The sequence below is a fragment of the Hyalangium sp. genome (genome assembly GCF_035629615.1).
Classification (GTDB): domain Bacteria; phylum Myxococcota; class Myxococcia; order Myxococcales; family Myxococcaceae; genus Hyalangium.
Genome location: NZ_DASPHO010000630.1, coordinates 1 through 16,698 on the forward strand (window position 1 = coordinate 1; position 16,698 = coordinate 16,698).

Below are 16,698 nucleotides of genomic sequence, written 5' to 3' on the forward strand. Positions count from 1 at the left end.
GGCTTCAGCAACCCGAAGGATCCCTCGGAGGCGCACGTGGCGTATGTGCCGTATGACGCGCCCGCGCAATACCGGGGCGTGAGCACGGAGCATGTGGTGGAGCGGGTGCGCATGGCGGCGGCGCGGTGTGACGTGTTGATCGTCCTGGTGCACTGGGGCACGGAGTACGCGGGGCAGCCCAAGCCAGAGGAGAAGAAGCTGGCGCGAGCCATCATCGACGCGGGGGCGGGCGCGGTGATCGGCCATCACCCGCATGTGCTGCAGCCGCTGGAGTCGTACACGACGGCGGAGGGGCGCAAGGGGCTGATCGCGTACTCGCTGGGGAACCTGGTGGCGAACCAGTCTCAGTTCTACGCGTACAGGCCGGGCAAGTCGGACAAGCAGGGGGACACACGGGACTCGATGCTGCTGCGTATGTCGTGGGCGCGGCGCGAGGCGGACGGGGCGGTGGAGCTGGACGCGGTGTCGGTGCTGCCGGTGTGGATCGAGAACAACGCGCGCACGCGCAAGAAGAAGGAGGCGCGCAACATCCAGCCCGTGCTCATCGATCGAGAGCTGGAGGCCATCACCGAGCGCGTGGCGCTGTTGGACGCGAGGCCCGAGCCCACGGACGCCAAGGAGAAGGCGCAGCTGAAGAAGGAGCGGGGGGTGTTGGAGCACCGGCTGACGACGCACAAGCACCGGCGTGAGGTCATCTTGAAGATGCTGCCTGAGGGGTTCGCGGTGGCCTCACCGGGACTGCGCCGCCGCGAGGAGTCGGCCGAGAGCGTGGCGGTTCAGGCCGTGCCTTGAGCGGGGATCGGTGCTCATGCTCCCAGGCGCGTGAACACTTTCCCTGAAGAGCTGACAGAGCCTCTTGGACTGAAGCATGCGAGATGCGCCGCCTTATGGCGGATGCTGATGGCATCGCCTTCGACAACTATAGGGGGCAGCACTTCGCGGAAGGTTGGGCGCGGTCCGGATGACCCACGTGGCCAACTGTTCGGAAATGTCGGGGGTTTTGCGCTTCTAAAAGTCCCGACATTTCCGAACAGTTGCCCTCGGTAGTGCCTTCGGCTCCTTCTTCCGACTGGAGCAGCAGTCATGTCGGACCGAACCAGTAGAGGATGGCAAGCAGATGGTGGAGGGAGGTGGAGGGTGGCGAGCAACAGGCTGAAGGCCCGGCCGGATCGATTCACGCGGCCGTCCGCGTCAGAGCTGGCCGCAAAGTTGGGACTGCTGCGCCTGCGTGACGTGGAAGCCCATGGCATTCCTCGGCCACGTCTGCGAGTCGAGCTCCGGGAAGTTGCCCCTGGCATCTGGGGCAGGGGGAGTGGGTCATTCAGCAGCACGACGGTGGCCGCCAAAGGTGTGCCCCAAGCCGTGGTGTGCCTCTCGTCCGCGCTCTACTTCCATGGGCTGCTATCCGAGGAGCCTCCCGAGGTGTTCCTCGCCATCGGGGAGAAGGCTCGACGCCCTCGCCGGCAGCAACCGCCGCTCCGTGTCGTCCGCTTCTCCGGGGCCGCGCTCTCCGAAGGAATCGAGCACCATTCCGACCAGCGTGTCCCCGTGCGCGTCTACAGCGTGGCGAAGACCGTGGCGGACCTCTTCAAGTACCGAGGCAAGCTCGGCTTCCCGGTGGCGGTCCGGGCGCTTCGAGACGCTCTCCTGGCAGGGCTCTGCACACCGGAAGAGCTCCTCCACTTCGCAGCCATATGCCGGGTCACGAGGACGCTCTCGCCGTACCTGGAGGTGCTCATGGCCCGACGCGGTGCCGACATCCAGGCAGCGCTCGCGAATCGGAGAGCCCTAACGGCTCCCCATTCCATGAGCCATCCATGAGCGCTGTGACGCTCGGTAGGATGCAGTCCGATCTGCCTGGGTTGATGACGCAGGAGCTTTGCACTACACGCTGTCTCCAAAGGAGAGCGGTGCCTCAGGCGCACGGATGGATCTGAAGGCAAGGCGCGCATGCTGGATGATGATGGAGGCTACCGCTACAGATGAGGGAGCGCAGGTCGCGTCCAGGACGCCCGGTGGAGCCGCTCGCCTGTTCTGGTTCCTGGGCGCCTCCTTCGTGCTGCATGGAGTGCTGGCAGTCACTCTGCTGCAAGGGACCCTGACCGAAGTACCTGTGAGCCTCGGTGCTCCAGGGGCTGCTACAGCGAGCATGGGGATGGTCTGGTTCGAGGGACCCGGTGCTGTCCAAGCCTCGTCTCCTGCAGCTCCTCCTTCCGCTCCCCGGGCTGTGGCACGCACGCGGCTCCCCTCTGTGGCCGCCGCTCCGAGAGCGCAGCCCGCGGCCGAGCCCACTGCACGGCTGGCCGGGTCCGGGCCTGAAGTGGCGCAACGCGTGGAGCAGGCTCCCGCTTCTCCGACAGCAGCTTCTCCTTCCGCGGACTCCGCCCAGAGTGGAGAGCCCTCGGCCGAGGCCCCGGTGGGTGCATCGGTCGCAGAGGCCGCAACCCGTAGCTCTGTCGAGGGTGCTCCTGGCGCAGAGTCTGGACTCCCGCACAGTGAGTCAGGTGCCGCATCCTCTGGCGGCGCCGTGGGCTCGCGGAGCGCTGCTGCCCCTGGAAATGGTGGACCGGGCGGGCCTGCTCTCGGAGACCTCAGGGGCTATGCGCGGCGCCTGTCCTCCGTGGTGGCCCGACAGCGCCGCTACCCGGAGGTAGCGGTGCGGCTCGGCATGCAGGGCACCGCCCACGTCCAGCTCCGCCTCCGCCGGGATGGCTCGCTCATGGAGCCGCCGCGGCTCGTCACCTCCTCGGGCCAGGACGTGCTCGACGCCGAGGCACTCCGCATGGTCGAGGCCGCCGCTCCCTTCGAGCCCCTGCCCGAGAGTGCCTCCCGCACGGACGCCGGGTTCGTCATCCCCGTCGTCTTCTCCCTCCGCCCTGGCAACTGAAGACGCTCAGAAGGGCAGCGCCTTCCATGTGCGGAGGTTCGGGTGCTCCATCCGGAACTTCTCGATGGCGGAGTCCAGCTCCAGCGGAGACTCCGTCTCCCGGACCCGATCCGCGTAGAGGATGCGCCGCGCCACCGCGTCGAGCTGGAACACCCAGCACAGCCCCATCAGCGGGTTGATGAACAGCTCGCTGCCCTGCGTTCGGTGCGTCAGGTGGTAGTCGCCATAGCGCCCCTCGACCGCGGACAGCACCGAGGCGGAGACGATGCTCGGGTGGTTCGGCATGGCCCGGAACACATCCAGCACCGCCTCGCGCCAGGCCTGCACCGAAGGCATCTGGCGCATGAGCGAGAAGGCGCCCAGGAACCCTCCATCCGACGTCAGCTCCGCCACCGAGCGCAGGAAGTCCGCGTGGCACACCCCATGGAAGGTGTCCACGCCGAAGCCCACGGACACCAGCAGCTTGAGCGGACAGTCCACCGCGCTGGCCGAGAGGATGCTGGCCACGTCCTCCACCGGTGTGCCCAGCCCGGCTTCGTCTCCACGCATGAGGCTGTCCGTGCCACCGTCCACGAGCACCACCGCATCCGGCTTCAGCTCCGCCGCGAGCGCCCGGTACGTCTCGGTGAGCGGCTTCACCCCCGTCCGATCGAAGCAATGGATCGACACCTCGATGCCCTGGCGCCGGAGGAACCGGCACAGGTACAGCTCCGGGAAGTAGAGCTCCGGGCCGCTCGAGTCCGCCGTTACCTCCAGCCACGTGGGAGAGCGCCGGCGGCCCGTCGCCTGGCTCAGCCAGGTGAAGGAGAGGTTGGCCAGGTGCACCTCCTTGCCCTGGGCCCGCAGGGCGAAGAAGAGCGGCAGGCCGCAGAAGATGTCGAAGCCCCCGCCCGCTCCCGCGAGCAGGATGCGGCGGGCCGGCGCGAGCGCCACCCCCAACGGCGAGTCGAAGACGTCCATGGGAGAATGCTACGTCACGGCTCCTTCCCGTGCCCGGCCTGGGCTCGCTCAGCCACGTGAGGGCCCCTGTGGCTCCGAGGGCTTCTCCGTGTCAGGGGGCTCCCCGGGCAGCTCGCGCAGTGGCACGAGCCGGGCCAGCAGCGGCCCGCCATGCTTGAGCCGGGCGAGGCGCTGCGCCGGGTAGATGCCTCGGTGCCCCGTGAGCAGGTACGCCACCGTGGCGACGATGGCCACATGCGGCAGGACGCTCGCACCCACCAGCTCCACGGCCATGATGGAGAGGGCCAGCGGGGTATTGGCCGCCGCGGCGAAGAGCGCCGCCATCCCCACCGCCGCTCCCAGGTCCAGCGGCAGGCCGAGCAACCTCGCCAGCACGTTGCCGAGCGCCGCGCCGATGAAGAACAGCGGCGTCACCTCTCCGCCCAGGAAGCCCGCGCCCAGCGTGACGGCGGTGAAGAGCAGCTTCCACGCAAAGGCGCTCTCGGGCAGCGACGGATCCACAAAGGAGCGGACCAGGGTGGGCACCCCCAGCCCCAGGTACGCCTCCGTCCCCACCAGCTTCCAGAGCCCCACCACCGCGAGCCCCCCCATGGCCATGCGCACCGGCAGCCAGGGCACGCGCCCCTCCAGCAGCTTCTTCAGCCGGTGGGTCCCCTCCATGAAGACGATGGCCACCCCCGCCACCGCCACCGCGAAGACCAGCCACTTCGCCAGCACCCACCCGGACAGCGGCAGCACGCCAGGGACTGGGTACACGGTATGGACGATTCCCAGCGAGCGCGTGACGAGATCCCCCACCACCGAGGCCACCAGCGCAGGCAGGAGCGCCTCGTAGCCCAGCCGCCCCACGACGACCACCTCCAGGCCGAACACCGCGCCAGCGATGGGCGTACCGAACACGGAGCCGAAGCCTCCGGCGATGCCCGCGGCGAGCATCCCGCGGCGAGTGTCCGGAGACACCCGGAGGCGGTGGGCGAGGGCGTCCGCCAGGCTGCCCCCCATCTGCACGGCGGTGCCCTCGCGGCCAGCGCTGCCCCCGAAGAGGTGGGTGAGCACGGTGCCCAGCAGCACCATGGGCGCCATGCGCAGCGGAATCTGCGGATCCCCCTCGTGCACCGTGTCGATGACGAGGTTGTTGCCACCGCGGATGGGTGCTCCCCACTTCGCGTACAGCGCGCCGATGACGAGCCCCGCCAGCGGAAGTGTGTAGACGATGACGGAGTGTTGCTCGCGGAAGGTGGTGGCCTCGTCCAGCAGGAAGAGGAAGAGCGCTGACGCCGCACCGCACACCGCGCCGACGAGGCCTCCGAGCAGCAGCCACTGCCCCAGCGAACGTGCACTTCGGGTGAGAGTCACAGCGGGGAGTGTAGACGGAGACCGTCTCCAGGGAGACAGGGACGAGCACTTCACATCTCGCCTGGCACGGAGCCCTCGGAGTGTCTCCCCGGAGCCAGTTCCCCGCGCTCTCTCGGGGAGGGGTGCTCCCCAGGAGTGAGCTCCGATTGCACCTCCATTCACGTTTTCCGTTCGCATCATGAAGGGGTGGTCTGATGGGTATCCGGCGATGGCTCGCACTCGTGTTGATCCTTCCTGCTGCTTGCGGGCCTGCTCCCGGTGAGGACTTCCAGGAGGAAGCTCCCGCCTCGGAGTCCGCCTCTCATGAGCTGCAGGGCTGGCGCCCCTGTGACACCTCCGCCACGCTGATCGCGGACATCCGCCCAGGCTCCGTGGGCTCCAGGCCCCGCGAGCTCGTCCACGCCGCCGGCGAGCTCTTCTTCACCGCGGACGACGGTGCGCGCGGGCGCGAGCTCTGGAAGAGCCACGGCACCCGGGCGGGCGCCTCCCTGGTGAAGGACATCCGGCCGGGGGTGGCCACCTCGAACCCTCGCCGCCTCACCGTGGCCGGAGACACGCTCTTCTTCACCGCGGAGGACGGAGTGCATGGGCGCGAGCTCTGGGTGAGCGATGGCACCGCTGCCGGCACGAGGATGGTGAAGGATCTCTGGCCAGGCCCCATTGGCTCGGCGCCCGACCAGCTCCTCGCCGTGGGGCACGTCGTCTACTTCGCCGCGAATGATGGGAAGAGCGGCAACGAGCTGTGGCGCAGCGATGGCACGGCCAGAGGGACCTTCCTCGTCGAGGACTTCTACCCTGGCGACGACGTCTCCATCCCGGGCCTCCCCGGCAGCTCCAACCCTCGCCGGCTGACCCAGCTTGCCTACGGGTTCGCCTTCGTGGCCAACGTGGGAGACGTCCTCCAGGTCTGCCGCAGCACCGGCCTTCGCGGCGCCACCTGTGTCTTCACCGGCCCCAAGGACAACTTCCTCCTCTCGCTCAACGCCGTGGACTCGAGCCTCTTCTTCCTCGTGGACAACAATGAAGGCCAGGCCAGCCTGTGGCGCACCAGGGGCGGGCCCGCGGAGTACCTGCGCTTCCTCCCCGGCCTCTACCCGCATGACCTGACCGCGGTGGGCAGGAAGCTCTTCTTCAGCGCGGGCGCCAGGGGGGAGGACGTCGCGGGGGATCCGCGCGGCGAGGAGCTGTGGGTCAGCGACGGCACGGCCCGGGGGACGGCGCTGGTGAAGGATCTCCGGCCTGGCACGGCCAGCTCCTCACCTGGCTCCTTCGCGGCGCTGGACGGGCGGCTCTACTTCGCCGCGGAGGAGGAGCTCCACGGGCGCGAGCTGTGGCGCAGCGATGGCACGGCCCGGGGCACCACCCTGCTCCGAGAGCTGGTGCCGGGCACCCAGGGCTCGGCTCCCCAGGGGCTGACGGCCATCTCGGGGAGGCTGTTCTTCTCGGCGGACACCCCGGGACGGGGCCGCGAGCCCTGGACGAGCGACGGCACCGCGGGCGGAACGGTGCCACTGCAGGAGATTGCCCCCGGGGCGGCGTCCTCGGACCCGCTCGCGTTCACGCGCTCCGGCTGGGACGTCTTCTTCACCGCGACGACGGCCGAGTCCGGCGAGGAGCTGTGGGCCCTGCCGTTCCGGCCCCACGGACGCTGCAGGGACCGGGCCTCGGAGTGAGCCCGGCCGCGAAGCGCTCAGGCAAGCAAGAGCAGCTTTAACCGCTTAAACAGAAAATCGTTTAATCCGAGTAATAATTATATAATATGACTAGGCGGAGGAGGACTCGTGTAAGAGGCCCCCTCCGCTGGCGGCTCCCCCCTCAGTTCCCTCTCAGCCGCATGAGGTTTGCATCATGAAGAGCTCTTCCGAGCAGTACCTGAAGTATCTGGCTGCCCTCTCCCTGAGCGTGGCGGCGCCCGCCGTGGCTCAGCCCGCCCTGCCGCAGGTGGAGGCGGAGAGGCGTCCCGCGATGGAGCGCTGTGTCTCCGAGAACCTCCAGTCCCTGGCCGCCAGCATCGAGATGGATGAGCAGGTGCCTGGTGCCGCCGGCTGGCCCGAGAGCACCCATGTCGGCCGCCTCGCCCAGCTCCCGAACGTGAAGCGGGCGGAGACGAACACCTCGCTCACCTGGCTCATGGAGGACGTGCTCCTGGAGCTCCGCGCCTCATGAGTCAGGCCGTCCATCGCCGGATGGACTTCGTGGTGAAGGTCTCGAAGTTCTGCAACCTCCGGTGCCGGTACTGCTACGAGTACGAGTCCCTTGGCAATCGGGAGGCCATGTCCCGCGAGCAGCTGAGGCAGCTCTACCGCCACATCGAGGCCTGGCGGGCCCAGGTGGATGCGAGGGACCAGCAGCGGACGGAGCTCGGCTTCATCTGGCACGGTGGCGAGCCGCTGCTGCTCGAGCCGGGCTTCTACTGGGACACCCTCCAGGACCAGAAGGAGATCTTCGGCGAGGACGTGCCGCGCAAGAACGTCCTGCAGACCAACCTCACGGTGCTCGATGAGGAGCGCATCGAGCTGCTGCGGCGGGGCTTCGACGTCGTCGGGGTGTCGGTGGACGTGTTCGGCGGGCTGCGGGTGAACGTGGCGGGCAAGGATCTGCAGCCTCAGACGTTGAAGAACATGGAGCGGCTGCGCGAGCGCGGTGTCCCCTTCAGCACCATCACCGTGCTGACGCGGGCGAACATCGGCCGCCTGCGCCACATCTACGACTTCTTCTCCCGTGCGGGCATCGACTTCCGCCTCCTCCCGCTCTTCGACGGAGCCTTCGAGGGCCAGCACCGCTCGTTCGACATGAGCACCCAGGACATCCTGAAGGCCTTCCAGGAACTGGTGGACTTGTGGCTGGAGAAGGATGGGTTCCTGAAGGTGTACCCCACGCTGGAGCAGATCCAGACGGTGCTGCGGTTCATCAAGGGCAACGCGGCGCCCGTCTACTACAACAAGCGTGAGTGGCTGCCCGTCCTGCTGGTCAACACCAACGGGGACTGCTTCACCTACGGAGACCCCTACGAGGATCCGGAGTGGTGCGTGGGCAACCTCTTCACCACGCCGCTGGTGGACCTCTTCGCCGGGGAGCGCTTCGCGAAGTCAGCCCTCGCGGCCGAGCGCCGCATCGCGCAGAACTGCCTGAGCTGCCCGTACTTCGGCGCCTGCAGCGGCTACCCCATCGCCGAGGAGCACTACAACTTCAAGGAGAAGCGGCCGGACGGAGGACGCACGTGCGTGGTGGAGCGCAACCTCTTCGCCTACATCGAGAAGCGCATCCGCGCGCAGCAGGAGCTGCTCACGGATGAGCGGGTTGAGGCGGCCTTCCGGGAACAGCCGGCGGCCTGAGGCAGTCAGCGTTCCCAGAGGAGGCTCAGCTTCAGCTCGAGCGCCTCAAAGGGCTCGGCACGTACCACGGTGTCCCCCAGGTGTGCGCCGAGACGCGACCAGCGGCCCTGCTCCAGCCGGTACACCTCCAGCAGGCGTGGGCGTGGATCCACGAACCACAGGTGCTTCACACCCTCGCGTGCGTACGAGCCCATCTTGCGTGCACGGTCCAGTGCTTCGGTGGAGGGGGAGAGCACCTCGCAGACCCAATCTGGTGCGAGTGTCAGTGCAGCGGTATCGGGTAGCTCCGGGAGGCGCTCGCGCCGCCACCCCGCCAGATTTGGAACGAGCGCCTCTCTCGAGAGGTGCAGCTCGGGCTCGAAGAGGATCACCCATCCACCGAGTCCCTCGGTCCCTGGGGACTTGTCGAAGGGACCCAGGGCTTGGACCAGCCGGGCTGTCACGCGGGCGTGCAGCGGCGATGGGCGCGGACTGACGTACAGCTCCCCGCCGACAATCTCCCCCACCTGGTGAGAAGGGACGCTCTCCAGGCCCTCATAAGTGGCCTCTCGTCGCGGTGGCCTGTCGCTCATGTCTTCAGAATGCAGCCCCGTCCTCGCCGTCGCAACCGGCTCACCCCATGTCCCGCCCATGTGCTCATTGTCCTGCCCCTTGGCCCGCCGCTCCGGGTAGCCAACGAGATCAACCGCTTCATCGGCGGTTCAGCCGCCCCGCCGGGAGCACGCCGGGCAAACCTGTCTGACAGCTATACAGGCTCGGCCAGAGCGCGCCGGGCAAACCTGTCTGACAGCTATACAGGTTCGGCCAGAGCGCGCCGCCAGCCCTAGCGAGGAGGCCCGACTCGTTCAGGCTTCCCCTTCTGCCCCGAGGTGGAGGGGCGTCCCGGGCCGAAGTAGGGCAGGTAGCACCGCTTCTTCCACTCGTAGGTGCTCTCGACGCACGGTGGGGCCTCGTTTCCCACGAGGATCCAGCAGCCGCCGTTGATCTCGATCTGGGGGCGCTTGCACGGAGGCAGCCGCTGGCCGGGGAGAGGCCCCTCCGGTACGTCCTCACCAATTCCCTCGTGCGTCGACATGGCCTCTGGTGCGGAAAGGGGCTCGACGAGCACGAGCTCTCCCAGGTTCGCCGTATCCCCTGCCAGAACTGCGGCTTGAGCTGCTCGAACCCCTGCCGTGGATGACTCCCCGGGCAGGGTATGGGCCAGGCCCCATACACCGGCAGCCAGGGCCCCGCTCATGGCCACTGGAATGAGCCACCTCCGCCATGCCAGCGGCTGGCTCGCCGGAGCTGGAGGAGCTTCTGGCGCACTCGGAGCAGGGGCTTGTCGTGGAGTGATGGGTTGATCTGCTTCGCGTCCCGTGGTGGCCGCCGCGAGCTCCAGCCCCTGGGCCAACTCCGCCGCGGTGCCTCGATCCTCGGGTTGCACGGAGAGCATCTGGCGGATCCACCGTGCCAGCTCCGGGGAGATGTGCACCAGGTTCTCCGCAGGCACCAGCTCCGGGAAGCGCGAGAACGTGTCACCCCCGTCCGCCGATACCTCCACGTCGTCGGCGATGAGCGGGTAGCGGCCAGTGACGAGGCGGTACGCGGTGACACCCAGGGCGTACACGTCATCTGCCGGAGAGGCCTCGTAGCGGGCAGAGGCGTGGCGGCCGAACCTCCATTGGTGGAGCTGGGACTGGGGGCTCTGGTAGTGCGGCGTGCCGGGCGGCTCGGAGTTGCGGGTGAGGACGGGCGCGCCGCGATAGATGCAGGAGCCGAAGTCGACCAGCAGGGCGTGGCCGTCCGCCGAGCGCACCAGGATGTTGTCACCCTTGACGTCGCGGTGGAGGCCACCAGCGGCGTGAGCGGCTTGCAGGGCTCGGGCGAGCTGGGCCAGCAGGCGCAGCACCTGGCCAGAGGAGTGGGTCTGGAGCCGAGCCCAGGAGTACAGAGGCAGGCCGTCCACCTCCTCCATGACGAGGAACGGGAAGCGCGCGCCGCCTGGGCCGCTCCATTCACCGGAGTCATGCAGGCTGGGCACATGGGGATGGTGGATGCGCGAGAGCAGCTCCACCTCCCGCACGAACCGAGGGTCTCCGGGATGGCGTGCGAGCTTGAGGGCAACAGGTCCCTTCTCGGCGTGGGTTGAGTGCTCCGCGCGGAAGACGAGGCCGTAGGCGCCCTGGGCCAGGAGCCCCAGCAGGCGCCAGGAGCCGATGAGGGAGCCGGGTGGGAGGGCAGCGGGATGCACGGTGAGGGAAGTCTCCAAGTATCACCTCCAAGGGAAGCCAAGACCCACCAGGGTGGGTCCAGGGAATCCTACCTCAGGGGTGGGAAACGTCCACTCATGCAATCACGACGTTGACGATCTTTCCTGGCACCACGATGACCTTCTTCACCGTCTTGCCTTCGAGCTGCCGGGCGACGTTCGGCAGCGCGAGGGCCTGCTCACGAATGGTGGCCTCGGGGGTGGTGCGCTCCAGCTCGAGGCTCCCGCGCAGCTTGCCGTTGACCTGCACCGCATAGGTGATGACCGCGTCGATCGTCAGCGCCTCGTCATAGGCCGGCCAGGCCTGCTGCACGAGGAAGCCGCCGGCTCCCAGCTTCTCCCACGCCTCGTCTCCGAGGTGCGGAGCGAAGGGCCCGACGAGCTTCACCAGCGTGAGCAGGTCCTCGCGGGTTGCTCCCTGGCTCGTCAGCGCGTTCACGTACTCCATCATCGCGGCGATCGCCGTGTTGAACTGCATCCGCTCCAGGTCGTTCGTCACGCGCTTCGTCGTCTTGTGGCGCAGGCGCTGGTGCGGGTCGCCCTCAGGCTGCTTCCCAGGGTTGAGCTCCTCCACGAGCCGCCACACCCGCCGCAGGAAGCGGCTGCAGCCCTCGATGGCGCGCGAGTCCCACGGCTTCTGCAGCTCGAACTCGCCCATGAACATCTCATACAGGCGCAGCACGTCCGCCCCGTACTCGGCGACGACGTCGTCGGGGTTGACGCCGTTCATCTTCGACTTCGCCATCTTCTCGACCTGCACCGACAGCTTCTCGCCGGTCGACTTGAGGTAGGCGTCATCGCCGCGCAGCTCCACCTCGGACAGCTCGTGGTAGCGCCCCATCGCGTCCTGGTACGTGTACGCGAGCACCGTCCCCTGGTGGCGCAGCTTCTTGAAGGGCTCCTTCGTGGAGACCTGGCCCAGGTCGTAGAGCACCTTGTGCCAGAAGCGCGCGTAGAGCAGGTGCAGCACCGCGTGCTCGGCGCCGCCCACGTACAGGTCCACGTTCATCCACTGCCGCTCCGCCTCGCGGGACCAGGGCTCCTGAGCGTTCGTCGGATCCAGGTAGCGCAGGTAGTACCAGCACGAGCCCGCCCACTGCGGCATCGTGTTCGTCTCGCGCCGGGCCGGGCCGCTGCACTGGGGACAGCGCGTCTCCAGCCACGAGGGGATGGTCGCCAGCGGAGACTCACCCGTTCCGGAGGGCTCGTAGCGCTCCACCTCGGGCAGGAGCACCGGCAGCTCGCTCTCCGGTACGGGCACGGGGCCACACTGGGGGCAGTGGACGATGGGGATGGGCTCGCCCCAGTAGCGCTGGCGCGAGAAGACCCAGTCACGCAGGCGGTAGCTGACGGTCTTCTTCCCGAGCCCCTTGGCCTCGAGCTGCGCGGTGATCTTCTTCTTCGCCTCGGTGGTGGGCAGCCCGTCGAGGTCGCCCGAGTTCACCGCCACGCCTTCCTCCGTGAACGGCTTGCCGGGCTCGGCCTCGCCTGTCACCGGGCGGACTACCGGCTTGATGGGCAGGCCGAACTTCACCGCGAACGCGTAGTCCCGCTCATCGCTCGCCGGCACCGCCATGATGGCCCCCGTTCCGTAGGTGGCGAGCACGTAGTCGGCGATCCAGATGGGGATCCGCTCCCCGTTGACAGGGTTGAGGGCGTAGGCGCCCGTGAAGGCACCGGTCTTCTCCTTCGCGAGCTCGGTGCGCTCCAAGTCGCTCTTGCGCCGGGCCGCCACCTGGTAGTCCGTCACCGCCTGCCGCTGCTCGGGGCGGGTGAGCTGCTCGACGAGCGCGTGCTCGGGCGCGAGCACCATGTACGTGGCCCCGTAGAGCGTGTCCGGGCGCGTGGTGAAGATCCGGAGCTCGGCGTTGGCGGCCGGGCCCTCGGCGACGCGGAAGATGACCTCGGCGCCCTCCGAGCGGCCGATCCAGTTGCGCTGCATGGCCAGCGTCGACTCGGGCCAGTCTACCTCGGCGAGGTCCTCGAGCAGCCGGTCCGCGTACTGGGTGATGCGCAGCACCCACTGGCGCAGGTCCTTGCGTTCCACCTGGGTGCCGCAGCGCTCGCACTTGCCGCCGGAGACTTCCTCGTTGGCCAGGCCCGTCTTGCACGAGGGGCACCAGTTGATGGGCATCACGGCCTCGTACGCGAGGCCCTTCTTGTAGAGCTGCAGGAAGATCCACTGCGTCCACTTGAAGTACCTGGGATCGGTGGTGTTGACCTCGCGATCCCAGTCGTAGGCGAAGCCCACCGAGTCGATCTGCCGCCGGAAGTTCGAGACGGCCCGCTCCGTTGTCACCCGCGGGTGGATGCCCGTCTTGATGGCGTAGTTCTCCGCCGGCAGGCCAAAGGCATCCCACCCCATGGGGTGGAGCACGTTCCAGCCCTGCATCCGCTTCCAGCGCGTGAGGATGTCGGTGGCGGTGTAGCCCTCGCAGTGGCCAACGTGGAGCCCCGCGCCCGAGGGGTAGGGGAACATGTCGAGGGCGTAGAACTTGGGCTTCTTCGGATCGAAGGACGTCTTGTGCAGCCGTGCTTCCTTCCAGCGCTGCTGCCACTTCGGTTCGACGGTGCGGTGCTCGTAAGGCATGGCCGCGCACCTTACCTGAAGCTCCCACAGGGTGAACCGCCGGCTGCAGCGGCGGCTCACGGTGCAACCTGGTGGACGGAGGAGAGGGACGGGAGTCCTACCCGGCGTCGTGGCCTTCGATGATGCGGCGCTGGATCTCCTGGCGCAGCGGCAGGGCCTCCGCGGTGCTCAGGCTGCCGTCTCCGTTGGTGTCGTACTGCGCGAGGAGGGCCGCGCGGCGCTCCTGGGCCTTGGCCTGCCAGTCCAGGCGGATCTGCTCACGCTCCTGCGAGTCCAGGACGCCGTTGCCGTTGGCATCGTACTTCGTGAGCAGCTCCTGGCGCTTCTGCTCCCACTTCGCGCGGACCGCGTCGCGCGCCGCCTGCCGCTCGGCCTCATCGAGCTGGCCATCGCCGTTGGCGTCGTACTGCTCCAGGCGCTCGGCGCGCAGGCGCTCGCAGCGGGCCTCCATCGCATCCACCAGTGCGGAGCGCTCCTCGGTGGAGAGGCTGCGGCTGCCATCCTCGTCAAAGGCCCAGCGCACGCGCCAGAAGGCCTGGTGCCGTGCGCGGCGGCCGAGCTGCGCCAGCCGCTGGCGCGCCGGGCCCCCCTCGCCGATGTCGGCGCGCAGCTCGCGCAGCTCCGCACGGTCGAGCTGGCCGTTCTGGTTGTCGTCATACTTCTCGAGCACCTGCTGGCGGCGCGCGCTGAAGTCGCACGGGCTGCCGTCATCCACGGGGGCCACGGTCACGGTGTCCACGGCCTCGGTGGTGAACGAATCGAGGGCGGCCGCATCGGCATCCGCCACAGCGTCCCCTCCGATGTCTCCGGACTCCTCGGAGGCGACGACGTAGGAGGCGGCCTCGCCCAGGGCGAGCTCCTGGTCGGTCATGGCGGCGTTACAGGCGACGGTGCCTAGCGGGAGTGTCAGCCAGAGGGCTGCAGTCAGGAGACGGCGGGGAGAGGGGCGCTTCATGGGGTTCCTCCGGGAAAGGGCTGCGTTGTCCGGCCACGCACCCATGAACCCGGCTCCTCCCGGAGAGTTGCGGGGATTTTCTCTGGATTAAGCGGTGTGCGTCCTGTGCGCACGTTTGCGCTATCCTGAGCGAAGGCACCCCGCCGCTGCCACCCGGCGGATGAGGGACGCAGCCGAGAACACCGGCCCAAGCTTCAGGCCGAAGTGCCCTTGGCCTGCTCGCGCTTCTCCAGCACCTCGAGCCGCTGCAGGAAGGCCTTGCCCTTCGCCGCATCCGTCATGTGGATGAACGCCGCCATCCCCTTGAGCTGCTCCAGCGTCTCGCCATCCTTGCCCGGCTTGCCCTTCTCCCGGTTGTGGATCGCCGCGCGCAGCTGCCGGATCACATCCCGCGGCACCCGCGCCGCTGGCACTCCCGCCGGCGCCTCGTTCACTACCAGGCCCGTCACCCGCTGCCGCGAGCCCTTGCGCAGCACCCGCGTCTTCTCCGGGTGCGGCGTGAAGCCCTCGGCCACCAGGATGCTCTTCACCCTCGCCAGCAGCAGCGCCACCGGCGCGTCCGCCTGCGCCTTCCCCTTCGCCCCCTTCGCCCGCCGCCACGAGAACGTCAGGTCATCCGCATAGCGCGTGTAGGTGAAGCCCAGCCGCTTCGCCATCGCCGACACCCGCTTGTCCAGCCGCAGGCACAGCGCGTTCGTCAGCGCCGGAGAAGTCGGTGCCCCCTGCGGCAGCGCCCGTGGCCCCTTCGCCACGTACAGCGTCTTGCCTCGGAACTGCACCACCTCGCGCGGCGCCTCCGTGGACAGCAGCGACAGCAGCGTCGCCGCGTGCTCCTCCAGCCCGCCCTTGCGCAGCAGCCCCTTCACCCGCCGCCACGTCACCGAGGGGAAGAAGTCCTTCACGTCCACCTTCACCACCACGTCCGCGCCCCTGTGCGCCAGCGCGTTGGTGAGAATGGAGCGCCCCGCCACGAAGCCGTGCGCCGCCCCGTGCACCGGCAGCCGCTCCACCACGTTCGCCAGCACCCAGCGCTGCGCTGCCTTCAGCTCCTTCTTCGGCGCGGTGATGGTCCGCTGGCCTCCATCCCGCTTGGGAATCTGCCAGCTCTGGTAGTGCGTGCCTGTATCCACCTCACGGTGGAAGGTAAACCAGCGCAGCCGCGACACCGGCACCGCCAGCGCCTTCGCCAGCGCCTCCGCGGAGTCCAGCGCCGGCATCCCGTTCGCCTTCGCCCGCTCCTCGCGATCCGGCAAGTCGAACTTGTCCGGGCCCCCCTGCTCGTCCCAGTGCACCCCCACGCCCAGGTGGTTGATGTGCGTGGCCTTCCACGCCTCCCACACGTGGCGCTCCAGCGCACGGCGCTCGACGGCCTCCGCCTTCTTCTTCTCCTTCCAGGCCCCCTTCTGCTTCTCGGAGAGCTCCTCGAAGTCCACCTCCTCGGCTGCCACGCCCTTCGCCACGAGCTGCTGGCGCACCCACTCGTCCTGGCCCCCCGCCTCCTGGATGGCCTTCCACCGCGTCAGCAGCGCCTCGTGCTGCTGACGGCGCGCCTCACGCTGCGCGAGCGCGGCCGGTGAGGACGGGGTGGGCTGTGGGGCGGTGCCTGGCTGCGGCGGCGCCGCGGATACGTACGACTCCAACTTGGAGGTCATGGCAGCTCCTGACGTCGCGGCGGCTGCGGGTGGGCGCGACAGGCACGAACGGTCGAGAGAGGCCCCCAAGGCACCACCTGCCTACCTGGGGCACGGTAGCCTCACCGGCTCTCCCTGTCGCCGGCCATCCAGCGCGCTAGGGAAACGGCGGTTGCGTCGTTGGTTCAGCTCCCTGGCGCGCTGGATGGCCGGCGACAGGAAGAGAGCCAAGAACAGGCTACCTTGCGGAGAGTGTCCAGCATTGCTTCCAGAGCGGCGCAGCGCCGCTCCCGCGCTCGAGGCGCTGAGGCTGATGACTGTGGGACCTCTCTCGGTCGTTCGTGCTGGTCTTGAGGATTCGCGCTCGGTCGCACCCGCCCTGCTGGCCGTGGGGTAGGCGGCCAGACAAGTCCGGTTTTCTACACCAGCCGCGAGGTCCCGTCGATTGCCGGAAGCCGCTGCGGAGGGGTTTGACGGGCGCGGGCGATCGAGGGAGGCCCCCAAGGCACCACCTGCTCACCTGGGGCACGGTAGCCTCACCGGCTCTCCCCACCGGACGTACTGGCCCGGGTTGAAGAAACGGCGGTTGCGTCGTTGGCTCAGCTCTACAACCCGGGCCAGTACGTCCGGTGGGAAGAGAGCCAAGAACAGGCTACCTTGCGGAGAGTGTCCAGCATTGCTTCCAGAGCGGCGCAGCGCCGCTCCCGCGCTCGAGGCGCTGAGGCTGATGACT

Annotated in this window: 13 protein-coding genes; 6 read left to right on the forward strand and 7 right to left on the reverse strand. The window is 68.6% G+C overall.

The genetic code is table 11. From position 1 onward, the window contains the following. The 3 genes from VD972_RS32190 to VD972_RS45605 form a co-directional block, all read left to right on the forward strand. The coding region (locus VD972_RS32190) for a CapA family protein (RefSeq protein ID WP_324992619.1) at window positions 1-792 on the forward strand (792 nt) is incomplete at its 5' end. A 543-nt stretch (window positions 793-1,335) separates the two neighbouring features. Further along, entirely contained in the window at window positions 1,336-1,821 is a 486-nt protein-coding gene (locus tag VD972_RS32195) for a hypothetical protein (RefSeq protein WP_324992620.1), read from the forward strand. A gap of 334 nt (window positions 1,822-2,155) precedes the next feature. Continuing rightward, window positions 2,156-2,887: an energy transducer TonB gene (locus VD972_RS45605; RefSeq protein ID WP_414654169.1), complete on the forward strand. Its 732-nt coding sequence runs from the start codon at window positions 2,156-2,158 to the stop codon at window positions 2,885-2,887. 6 nt (window positions 2,888-2,893) lie between these two features. Here the strand turns inward: VD972_RS45605 and VD972_RS32205 are convergent, their stop codons facing one another. Both VD972_RS32205 and VD972_RS32210 read right to left on the reverse strand, forming a co-directional pair. Next, window positions 2,894-3,847, reverse strand: coding sequence for a DUF1152 domain-containing protein (locus VD972_RS32205; protein WP_324992622.1), 954 nt, complete (start codon window positions 3,845-3,847; stop codon window positions 2,894-2,896). Window positions 3,848-3,895: 48 nt separating this feature from the next. After that, entirely contained in the window at window positions 3,896-5,203 is a 1,308-nt protein-coding gene (locus VD972_RS32210; protein WP_324992623.1) for a chloride channel protein, read from the reverse strand. Window positions 5,204-5,397: 194 nt separating this feature from the next. Here VD972_RS32210 and VD972_RS32215 point away from each other — a divergent pair, with 194 nt between their 5' ends. From VD972_RS32215 to VD972_RS32225, 3 genes are all read left to right on the forward strand, one after another. Beyond that, window positions 5,398-6,876 carry an ELWxxDGT repeat protein gene (locus tag VD972_RS32215; RefSeq protein ID WP_324992624.1) on the forward strand — a complete coding sequence of 493 codons (1,479 nt, stop codon included), beginning with the start codon at window positions 5,398-5,400 and terminating at the stop codon, window positions 6,874-6,876. A 175-nt stretch (window positions 6,877-7,051) separates the two neighbouring features. Then, on the forward strand, window positions 7,052-7,369 hold the full coding sequence (locus tag VD972_RS32220; RefSeq protein WP_324992625.1) for a hypothetical protein: 318 nt from the start codon (window positions 7,052-7,054) through the stop codon (window positions 7,367-7,369). Further along, window positions 7,366-8,538 carry a radical SAM protein gene (locus VD972_RS32225; RefSeq protein ID WP_324992626.1) on the forward strand — a complete coding sequence of 391 codons (1,173 nt, stop codon included), beginning with the start codon at window positions 7,366-7,368 and terminating at the stop codon, window positions 8,536-8,538. The genes VD972_RS32220 and VD972_RS32225 overlap by 4 nt, the downstream gene beginning before the upstream one ends. Before the next feature lie 5 nt (window positions 8,539-8,543). Here VD972_RS32225 and VD972_RS32230 read toward each other — a convergent pair whose 3' ends face one another. The 5 genes from VD972_RS32230 to VD972_RS32250 all read right to left on the reverse strand — a co-directional run bounded on the left by VD972_RS32230 (window position 8,544) and on the right by VD972_RS32250 (window position 15,986). After that, on the reverse strand, window positions 8,544-9,110 hold the full coding sequence (locus VD972_RS32230; RefSeq protein WP_324992627.1) for a Uma2 family endonuclease: 567 nt from the start codon (window positions 9,108-9,110) through the stop codon (window positions 8,544-8,546). Between the two features lie 251 nt (window positions 9,111-9,361). Beyond that, window positions 9,362-10,789 (reverse strand): serine/threonine-protein kinase, encoded by a 1,428-nt coding sequence (locus VD972_RS32235; RefSeq protein WP_324992628.1) that lies wholly within the window; start codon window positions 10,787-10,789, stop codon window positions 9,362-9,364. Window positions 10,790-10,865: 76 nt separating this feature from the next. Further along, complete coding sequence (gene leuS, locus VD972_RS32240) at window positions 10,866-13,379, reverse strand: leucine--tRNA ligase (RefSeq protein ID WP_324992629.1); 2,514 nt, start codon at window positions 13,377-13,379, stop codon at window positions 10,866-10,868. Window positions 13,380-13,476: 97 nt separating this feature from the next. Beyond that, window positions 13,477-14,334, reverse strand: coding sequence for a calcium-binding protein (locus VD972_RS32245; protein WP_324992630.1), 858 nt, complete (start codon window positions 14,332-14,334; stop codon window positions 13,477-13,479). A 194-nt stretch (window positions 14,335-14,528) separates the two neighbouring features. Beyond that, window positions 14,529-15,986 (reverse strand): reverse transcriptase family protein, encoded by a 1,458-nt coding sequence (locus VD972_RS32250; protein WP_324992631.1) that lies wholly within the window; start codon window positions 15,984-15,986, stop codon window positions 14,529-14,531. Between the last annotated feature and the right edge of the window lie 712 nt (window positions 15,987-16,698).